The organism is Levilactobacillus wangkuiensis, assembly GCF_016861605.1.
Lineage (GTDB): Bacteria > Bacillota > Bacilli > Lactobacillales > Lactobacillaceae > Levilactobacillus > Levilactobacillus wangkuiensis.
Genome location: NZ_BOLM01000038.1, coordinates 1 through 9323 on the forward strand (window position 1 = coordinate 1; position 9323 = coordinate 9323).

Consider the following 9323-nt stretch of genomic DNA (forward strand, 5'->3'; position numbering starts at 1 on the left):
AGTAGGAGTGCCAATGGGCATGTTGGACTACTGTGTCGTCAGACACGTGAGCGACAAGCCTCTGAATTTATTCAGGGCAATTGACAGAATTATATTATATATGATTTTACAATTTGAGGTGGAGGCAAACAAAACTGTCAGCCATTAAACTGGCAGTTTCCACCGCCCTGCATGATGGTTTTTGTGTGCTGGTTAGCCAGAAAGCCTACTATACCCACGGACGCCAGGTAACGCTGAATTCTAATTTTTTGAAATTTAGTGAAATTGAAAAGGGCTGTCAGCCGCTAGCAATAGCGGTTGGCGGCCCTTTTGGCGTCCAATTTAAAGGCTGAATGTCAATTGAAAACATGATGACTTAGTGTTAGGAAACCGATAGCTGATGTAATGAAGTCGTTGATTAGTGATCAGTCATAAACTTAAATGCCTTATTTAAGTTTTTAGAATCTTGTAGATTGTTGAATGTTATTCTACGGGCATCACCATTGTCATCATAATACTTCATAAAGAAAGCACTGTTAGAGTTTATTTTGGCGTTTTTAAGAACGACGGTATACCTTTTCTTACCCAATTTTTTCTCTAGTGTTGATAGGTCAATGCTTGGTATATCATTTTGCTGTCCCAATGAGAATTGCCGAATTTGGTGGCGTACACTTTTATAGGCAGAATCTGTTTTTCGATAAAAGTAAATCGGAAAATTTTTATAGGGATCAAAGGACTTGACGTTTATTTGTTTTTCCACTGTAGTAGCACTTATGGCGTAAGGTGTTTCATGATAGCTTTTATAATTTGGCGTTTGGGTGAATTGTAAAATACATCCCAACAGAACGACTATCAAGAACCCGAAGCCACTCCAGGTTTTAAAATCTAGATCTTTAGAGCGAAGATAAAACCAGACCAAATCACTTAAAATTAAAGTGCCTACTAAAATCCATAAACGCAAAATATAGTTTTTCAATGACGCGTCGGGCAAGTCAACCCATACATTCGATAGTTGATAATAATCAGTTATCCTAATATATAATAAACCACCGGCAATTATACTAAGGATAACCGTCGCAATGTTTAGTCTGCGTTGCACCTTCATATGACATTCCCCTGACAATAATGGATTCTTTGCGATTTTTACCGCCCTGCATGATGATTCTCGCGTGCTGGTTACCAGAAAGAGTCCCATTGGCTACCATATCTTGATGATTGATGCATTTTGGATAAAATAAAAATGCCGTATTACCGGCATTTTAAGGGGTTATAACAATCCGTTTCTGGTGCTTTATGGAGCCGGCGGGGATCGAACCCGCGTCCTAGCATATTGCCAACTTAACGTCTACACGCATAGGCAGACTACTTAAAGTTTCACTGAATAACTTGCCGCCTGTCAGGGCCCACATACTCAGCTAACCTGATTCATCTCTTCTAACGTACTTCAGGTGGGAGCCGTTAGCGTAAGCCCGTTAAATTTAGGACCCAGATCTAGACCGCGGGCAAGCCTAGGAGGATCTACGTTAAGCGCCTATTAAGCAGCTAAAGCGTAAGAATTGTTATTATTTTTTGCAGTTATAATAAACTGGACCTTTTAACGTAGATGCCGCTACGACGCGCAGTCAAGCTTCAACCTATACCAGTCGAATCCAGAACGGCCCCATTTCGATACTGATATAGTGTACCATACCTGAGCCCGTCTGCAAAATATTTGACTTGAATCGGCCGTAAACGATGTAAATTTTTGGTAGGGGACCGAGTCGGCTGGTGCTGTGGAACGCTGGTCAATCCGCCTGACTTGTTTTAAGCTAAAAGATGTATGCTGAATTCGAGACCGGGCGCAATTTTAAAAATAGGTCACCCCATGTGGTACCCAGGACTTAGATTGAACGGTATAATGTGAGAGTGAGTCCGGTTTCAGTGCTCACTGGGAATGATACTGACCCCCAATCCGGAGACAGTGTCAGTAGTTCCCAGCCTGAAATTAGTTTATACTGACAGCAGTGACCAGCACAACTATTTTAAGTGATTCAAGTGTTAGGTGCGTTATCAGCCAGGATGACCCTTAAATAATAGAAGAGAAAACGGTTACCGGCTAAAAGTTACAGAAACTTCATAGTTCTATCACCACCATTTCTGATTAACTTGTTAACTTCAGGATAACTATGATCGACTAACTTTTTCGCCGGCACCGAATCCAGATAACGTTGGAATCAGTGGAGGTAACGATGAAGCTTTTAATGATAGAAGATAACCATTCAGTTTCGCAAATGATGTCGATGTTTTTCAAGAAGGAACAGTGGGACGCGCAGTTTGCCTATGACGGCAACGAAGCGGTTGAGATGTTTTCCGCCGCACCCAATGATTGGGACATGGTCACGCTTGATCTGAACCTGCCCGGCATGGATGGGATGCAGGTCAGTGCCGAGATTCGTAAACTTTCGCCGACCGTGCCCATCATCATGTTAACGGCCAGAGACTCCGAAAGCGACCAGGTCTTGGGATTGGAAATGGGGGCGGATGATTACGTCACCAAGCCGTTTAGTCCCATCACGTTGATTGCCCGGATCAAGGCCCTGCACCGGCGCGCCGAATTGGGACCCGTTTCCAAGCCAACTGAAGACGATACCGCCAATGATACTGAGGCGTTTGACGTGGTCACGGAAAACTTCAAGCTCAATACCAAGACCCGGGAAGCCTACCTGAACGACCGGCAGATTGAGGATCTGACGCCCAAGGAATTTGACCTCCTGAAGACGTTGGCCCAGAAGCCGCGACAGGTTTTCTCCCGCGAACAACTCCTCCAGCTGGTCTGGGATTACGAGTACTACGGTGATGAACGGACCGTGGACGCCCACATTAAAAAGCTCCGGCAGAAGATTGAAAAGGTTGGTCCGCAAATCATTCAAACGGTTTGGGGAGTCGGTTATAAATTCGATGATAGTGGAGCAAATAAGCAATGAAACTCATGTATCAACAGATGTTAGGGTTCTTTGCGGCAATCATGATTATTTTGGTGCTCATGGGCGTGTCGTATTCGCAGATGACTCGGCACATGGTGTACAGTAACACCTGGAACTCGCTGGAAAAATATTCCAACAGTCTGATTGAGCAGTCCTTGCGAATCAGCTCGCAGAAGCCCAATACCGTGCAATTCGATACGACCTCGCTTGAGAGCAGTGAACAGCTGCTCCAGAACCAGGCGGTCAGCACGACCATCTACAGTGCAACTAATAAAATCGTTTTTCCCGCCAACGTCTACCAACAGGCCATCGATAAGTCTGATTGGAAGAAATTGAAAAATAACCAAATCATTCACAAAGTCGTCGATCGGCGGGTCCGTAACAAGAATGGCCGGGTCAGTCCGGCGATGACCGAAGTCATGAAACCCTACTTCTATAATCATAAATTAGTGGCGGTCGTGGTGATGGGGGCCTTCGTCTCGGATATCAACACCAACGTGAACCAAATCAACCGTAATTTAATTCGGGCACTATTGGTTTCGTTCTTGGTGGCCGTAGTGGCGAGCTACATTTTAGCCCGGTACTACACGTCACGAATCAACCGGCTGCGGACGGCAACCAATCAGGTGTCTAAAGGAAACTATGACATTCAGATGGCGAGTCGCAACCGCGATGAAATTGATGACTTGATCAATGATTTTAACGGTATGGCGCATTCGTTGAAGGATTCACAAGAAGAGATTCAACGCCAGGAACAACGACGGCGAGAATTCATGGCCAATGCGTCTCACGAAATGCGGACGCCATTGACCACCATCAACGGCTTGCTGGAAGGCCTGGCCTACGATGCCATTCCCGAAGAGAGTAAGGAAGAGAGCATCGACCTGATGCGGAGTGAAACCAGCCGCTTGATTCGGTTGGTCAACGAAAACCTGGATTACGAGAAGATTCGGTCCAACCAGATTGCCCTGAACCTCCACGAGTTTAACGCGGTCGATGCGCTTCACAACATTGTGGAACAGCTCAAGCAAAAGGCCGACGATTCCGGCGACGTCTTGGAATTACAGTCGCCCGAGAAAATTGCAGTGTACGCCGACTACGACCGGTTTGTGCAGATTATGTTTAACATCACGCAGAACGCCATTCAGTTTACCCAGCAGGGGCACATCACCATTTCTGCTCAGCGCGGGTACGAGGAAACCATCGTCAAGGTGGCCGACACCGGGATGGGGATGAGTGACGAGCAGCTGCAAAATATCTGGGAACGCTACTACAAAGCAGATCCTTCGCGGAAGAATACCAAGTACGGCGAGTCCGGTTTGGGACTGTCCATCGTGCACCAGTTGGTCCAACTGCATCATGGGAAGATCAGCGTGACCAGTAAGGAAGGGGTCGGCACGACCTTTACCGTCATCTTCCCCGATCAGCACCAAACCAACTCGCAACGCGCAAAAACCACGGAATAGGGAATTCGCGGGAGTGTTTTGGGGCTAAACATGATACAATGAGGGAACCATTAAGGAGGAAACTTTTGAAACGAGTACAAATTACCGGGAAGTCCGTCCGTAAGTTTGAGGACGGCTATCCCATTGTCGCTTTAACCGACTTAGAAAATAACAAGGATTTTGACAACGGTGCCTGGGTCCAATTGGAAAACCATGGCCATTTCGTGGCGACGGCTTACTTCGCCAAGCAACACCGGGGTATCGGCTACGTGCTGAGCCTGAAGGAAAATGAACCAATCGATGAATGCTTCTTTACCGGCAAGTTCCGGGCCGCCGCTGCTAAGCGGAGCGCCTTTGCCAACCAAGATGCTTACCGGTTATTTAACGGGACTGGTGACGGTCTTGGTGGTTTAGTCGTGGATGTTTACAACGGCATCTACGTCTTCCGCTGGCAAAACGCCGCACTGAAGCAACAAGCCCGGTTGATCTACGCGGGCTTCGAACGCATCATGGGCAAGGGACAGACCATTGTGGCGGCCACCCCTGGGCAAGAAACCACCCAATTGATCAGCGGCGACCTGGGCCAACAACCTAGCAACGTCTTGGAAAACGGCATCACGTATCCCGTTGATCTGACGTTGAGCCGGCAACAGTTAGCCTTAGAGTTCCGGGATGTCCGGGACTGGGCTAAGCAAAACGGCCAACAGAAGCGCGTCTTGAACTTATTCAGCGCGGAAACTGGGTTAGTCGCCGCTGCCATGGTTGGTGGGGCCGTTGACGCTGTCAGCGTGGACCCAACGAACCGGGCCACGACCACGTTGCAAGCGCAATTGGCTGCCAACAACCTGGAACAAGCTCCCGTTGAAATGCGGACGATGGACGTGACCAACTACTTGGATTACGCCAGCAAGCATGGGCTGACCTTTGATATGATCATGATCAACCCACCTGCCTTTATCCGTGGTAAGAAGCGGACCTTTACGCTGGAACAGGACTTACAACCCCTGGTTGAACAAGCCTTGAAGGTCGCAACGACGGGGACGAAGATCCTGGTTACGGCGACCGCGCCAACGTATTCCATGAAGCACCTACAGTCAACGGTTAACGCTGCGGTAGAAAATTATACCGGTCATGTAACTGCTTTCAATACGTACGGTTCGCCAAATGACTTTTTGACCAACGTTGCCGACCGTCATAGTGAATCGTTAAAGGGTTTACTCTTGTCGGTTGATTAATGAAAACGATTGAAAATGAACACAAGAAGGACTACTTGGTTAGATAGACCACTGACCAATTGGTCCTTTTTTTGCACAACAATGGTTTACTTTTCGAAAAGAAACATTTACACTTACTAATGCTAATTAAGAAGCGCTTACAGAGAGAAACGACAGAGATGAAACGAGAGTTGAGGTTTGCATTATGGGTATATTATTAGCTTTGATCCCCACGGTTTGTTGGGGAAGTATTGGATTGATCAGTGGCCGTCTGGGTGGGACTTCCTACCAACAGACGTTAGGGATGACCGCTGGGGCCGTTTTATTCGGAATCTTCTCATTGGTCTACTTCCACAGTGCCTTAACTGGCATGTCCATGCTGGTCGGGGTTGCCTCCGGTCTTTGCTGGTCAGTTGGTCAGTTTGAACAATTCCAATCCATGAAGTTCATCGGGATTTCACGGACGGTGCCTATCTCCACCGGGTTACAACTCGTGGGGACGGCGTTGGCCGGGGTCCTGCTGTTCCATGAATGGAAGACGACCAAGATGGTGACGATGGGCACGATTGCCGTTATTGTTTTGATCATCGGGGCTGCCATGACGTCCTTGCGTGACAAGCGCGCCGCGGCCGGTTCGAGTCAACCCGTTGAAGCGGGTCGGGGCTCAATCGCCATCGTGATTTCTACGATTGGTTACGTGCTGTACACGGTTATCGTCACGGCATCCGGCTTGGATTCCAAGACCATCATCTTCCCACAATCTTTGGGAATGATCTTAGGAGCCTTGATCTTCGTGATGTTCTCCCGCCAAAAAGTTTGGCACAAGGCAACCGCCAAGAACATCATCACCGGTTTGGTCTGGGGCATTGGGAACTTCTTTATGTTCATGTCCATTCCAACGGTCGGCTTGGCCATCAGCTACTCCCTGGCACAATGTGGGATCGTTATTTCCACGTTCGGGAGCATCTGGTTACTGGGTGAAAAGAAGACTGGACGCGAAATGGTCTACATCACAATTGGCTCTCTGTTAGTTGTTGCTGGTGGGGTTACGCTCGGTTTAATGAAATAGTTATAAGGGACGGCTAACGTGGGTTGGCGTCCCTTTTTATTTTCTAAAAAAATGTGGACTAGACCATTTACTTTTAAGGGGAATGCGTTATAATGGACTAGTCAAAACAATAAAAGTGAGGTTATCTAAATATGGCACATATCGCCTTCGATCGTTCCAAACTTGATCCGTTTATTCATGACAACGAACTTGGAGAAATGCAAGCGCTTGTCACCGCTGCAGACTCTGAATTACGCCAAGGTACCGGAGCCGGTAGTGACTTCCGTGACTGGTTGGCACTGCCCCATGATTACGACAAGGAAGAATTTGCCCGCATCAAGGCCGCAGCAAAGAAGATTCGTTCTGATTCTGAAGTCTTGATTGTGATTGGTATCGGGGGCTCTTACCTGGGTGCCAAGATGGCCGTGGACTTCTTACACGACACCTTCTTTAACTATTTGCCAGCAGAAAAGCGTCAAGGACCACAAGTCTTCTTCGCTGGGAACTCAATCAGTCCGGACTATGTTCATGACCTGATCAATTTGATTGGCGACCGTGACTTCTCCGTGAACATCATCTCGAAGTCTGGGACCACGACGGAACCTTCCATCGCCTTTCGGATCTTCAAGGATATGTTAGTCAAGAAGTATGGTGCCGATGGGGCCAAGAGCCGGATCTACGCCACGACCGACAAGCAACGGGGAGCTTTGAAGACTGAAGCCGACGCTGCTGGTTACGAAACGTTCGTCATTCCTGACGGCGTTGGTGGTCGTTACTCCGTCTTGACTGCCGTTGGTCTGTTGCCAATCGCCGCATCTGGCGCTGACATCGACGAATTGATGAAGGGGGCCGCTGACGCCCAAGACGCCTACACCAACCCTGATTTGACCAAGAACGAAGCTTACCAATACGCTGCCTTACGGAACATCTTATACCGCAAGGGTTACACCACCGAATTGTTGGAAAACTACGAACCACGTCTGCAGTACTTCGCAGAATGGTGGAAGCAATTGATGGGTGAATCCGAAGGGAAAGACCAGAAGGGTATCTACCCATCATCCGCGAACTTCAGTACCGACTTACACTCCTTGGGTCAATACATCCAAGAAGGTCGCCGGAACTTGATGGAAACGGTCATCACCGTCGACAAGCCACAAAACGACGTTGACGTGCCTAGCGAAGCCGATGACTTAGATGGCTTGAAGTACTTGGAAGGCAAGCAAATGAGCTTTGTCAACACCAAGGCCGGCCAAGGGGTCGTCTTAGCCCACACTGATGGGGGTGTCCCTAACATGGGCGTCCACATCCCTGACCAAACGCCATACACGTTGGGTTACTTGATCTACTTCTTCGAAGTGGCCGTTGCCATTTCTGGTTACCTGAACGGGATCAACCCATTCAACCAACCCGGTGTTGAAGCTTACAAGGTGAACATGTTCGCCCTGTTAGGCAAGCCTGGTTTTGAAAAGTTGGGCAAGGAATTAAACGCTCGGCTCTAAACTTAAACTTTAAATGAAAGCATCGCTGCGAATTCGTGGCGGTGCTTTTTGCTAGCCATGATGAAATTGGCGTACCGGTCTAACCCTGAACGTCTAACGACCCATCAGTAGCCGTTTTAGTGTCCTAGGACGCGTTTGACGGGTGAAAACGTCTGGCTATACCAATTTTCACATGCGATGCTCTCACGGCGATTTTGGACGCTATTTGGGGCTGGCGGTGAGGGGAAATGGCATTTGGCTAAGTGGACCGGTGAATTGTGATAGTGAAACATAGGTACGCGAAAGATAAAATCCGTGGGTCTTTGGTAGGGTAAATTGCCAAGGACCCACGGATTTTTACGTTGAAAATAAAAAAGTTGCTATTTTATTTAGCAGATGATACCAAACGACATAATGTGACATCCCCAACGTGTATGATTACGAGTGTCTGGTGGAACGGTACCCAGACAGTTGTGCCGGCAATCGGAAATCCGATTTGTCAGGTGAAGGAGGATGTACATATGGATATAGTGAAAGGCGGATTCGCCGGCTTGCTGGTTGCGTTGAGCTTAGGCGGTGCCTTAGTCACAGGTTCAACGACGGCTCAGGCCAAGCCCCAGCCAGTCAAGGCCACGGTCACGGAGGTCAACGGTCAGAAGGTCGTCCTGTATAACGGCAAGCAGTACACGCTGAAGCAGGGCGTTGAGCTGGGCCTTACCAGTGATAGCAGCGTTAAGGCTAAGGAAAATCGCTGGACGTATAAGCTGACGAACGTTAAGGCCAAGCGAACCAAGTCTGGCAAGTCGGTGAAGGTCAGCGGTAAATTAACCGTCACCAACATTCCGTTGAGCGTGTTTACGCCGGCTAAGAACGTGCAAATCGTGACGGCTAATGGCGTCAAGCTGGCGAAGGTCACGAAGCGGTTAACCTTTAGTCAGGTCGTGAAGACCAAGGCCAAGAAGCTGACACTGCGGGCGGGCTACAACGGCAAGGTCAAGGGTCACCAGTCATTTTTCGTGTTATCGGCCAATAAGAGTTTCAAGGTCAAGGCTTACAAGTAACACCTAATCTAAGTGAGAACAACAAGTTCTAGAAAGCGGGATTATCATGAATAAATTAGCCCGATTTAAAATTGAAGTGCAACACCCCTTAAGACATTAAGGGTAAACAAATAGGCCATGGAGACCTATACTTTT

Annotated in this window: 7 protein-coding genes and 1 other RNA gene; 6 read left to right on the forward strand and 2 right to left on the reverse strand. The window is 48.1% G+C overall.

The annotated features are described in order from the left end of the window. Positions 1-397: 397 nt before the first annotated feature. Positions 398-1084 carry a hypothetical protein gene (locus JUF13_RS14130; RefSeq protein WP_203640183.1) on the reverse strand — a complete coding sequence of 229 codons (687 nt, stop codon included), beginning with the start codon at positions 1082-1084 and terminating at the stop codon, positions 398-400. Positions 1085-1270: 186 nt separating this feature from the next. After that, positions 1271-1641, reverse strand: a transfer-messenger RNA (tmRNA) gene (gene ssrA, locus JUF13_RS14135). A gap of 566 nt (positions 1642-2207) precedes the next feature. Between ssrA and JUF13_RS14140 the strand changes: the two genes are divergently transcribed. From JUF13_RS14140 to JUF13_RS14165, 6 genes are all read left to right on the forward strand, one after another. Beyond that, the gene (locus tag JUF13_RS14140; protein WP_203640184.1) at positions 2208-2942 is read left to right on the forward strand and encodes a response regulator transcription factor; all 735 of its coding nucleotides are present in this window, start codon (positions 2208-2210) and stop codon (positions 2940-2942) included. Beyond that, complete coding sequence (locus tag JUF13_RS14145) at positions 2939-4408, forward strand: ATP-binding protein (RefSeq protein ID WP_203640185.1); 1470 nt, start codon at positions 2939-2941, stop codon at positions 4406-4408. The genes JUF13_RS14140 and JUF13_RS14145 overlap by 4 nt, the downstream gene beginning before the upstream one ends. A 65-nt stretch (positions 4409-4473) precedes the next feature. Beyond that, positions 4474-5622: a class I SAM-dependent methyltransferase gene (locus JUF13_RS14150; protein WP_203640186.1), complete on the forward strand. Its 1149-nt coding sequence runs from the start codon at positions 4474-4476 to the stop codon at positions 5620-5622. Between the two features lie 184 nt (positions 5623-5806). Beyond that, positions 5807-6670: a GRP family sugar transporter gene (locus JUF13_RS14155; RefSeq protein WP_203640187.1), complete on the forward strand. Its 864-nt coding sequence runs from the start codon at positions 5807-5809 to the stop codon at positions 6668-6670. A gap of 131 nt (positions 6671-6801) precedes the next feature. After that, positions 6802-8148 carry a glucose-6-phosphate isomerase gene (locus JUF13_RS14160; protein WP_125765615.1) on the forward strand — a complete coding sequence of 449 codons (1347 nt, stop codon included), beginning with the start codon at positions 6802-6804 and terminating at the stop codon, positions 8146-8148. Positions 8149-8648: 500 nt separating this feature from the next. Further along, complete coding sequence (locus tag JUF13_RS14165) at positions 8649-9188, forward strand: hypothetical protein (RefSeq protein WP_203640188.1); 540 nt, start codon at positions 8649-8651, stop codon at positions 9186-9188. The last annotated feature ends 135 nt before the right edge of the window (positions 9189-9323 follow it).